The organism is Fusicatenibacter saccharivorans, assembly GCF_027667425.1.
In the GTDB taxonomy this organism is placed as follows: domain Bacteria; phylum Bacillota; class Clostridia; order Lachnospirales; family Lachnospiraceae; genus Fusicatenibacter; species Fusicatenibacter saccharivorans.
Genome location: NZ_JAQEGR010000018.1, coordinates 70105 through 70433, shown reverse-complemented (window position 1 = coordinate 70433; position 329 = coordinate 70105). Strand labels below are relative to the sequence as shown.

Below are 329 nucleotides of genomic sequence, written 5' to 3'. Positions count from 1 at the left end.
TATAAGAATATCAACAAATCAGCAAGATTAAAGAAATTAGAAAAACGACTCGTTCGGGAACAGAGATGTCTCTCCCGAAAGTATGAAAATCTAAAGAAAGGAGAGTCCACTCAAAGAGCGAATATACAAAAACAAAAACTTAAGGTACAAAAACTTCATCATAAAATAGACAATATCCGTACGGATTACATCAATAAGACAATCGCAGAGATCGTAAAAACCAAACCATCTTATATAACGATTGAAGACTTAAATGTATCGGGGATGATGAAGAACAAACATCTTTCAAGAGCAGTTGCTTCGCAGAAGTTTTACGAATTCAGAATAAA

Annotated in this window: 1 protein-coding gene; it reads left to right on the top strand. The window is 33.4% G+C overall.

Going from position 1 to position 329, the window contains the following annotated elements:
- The coding region (locus PGS38_RS15175) for a transposase (protein ID WP_243113220.1) at positions 1-329 on the top strand (329 nt) is incomplete at both ends.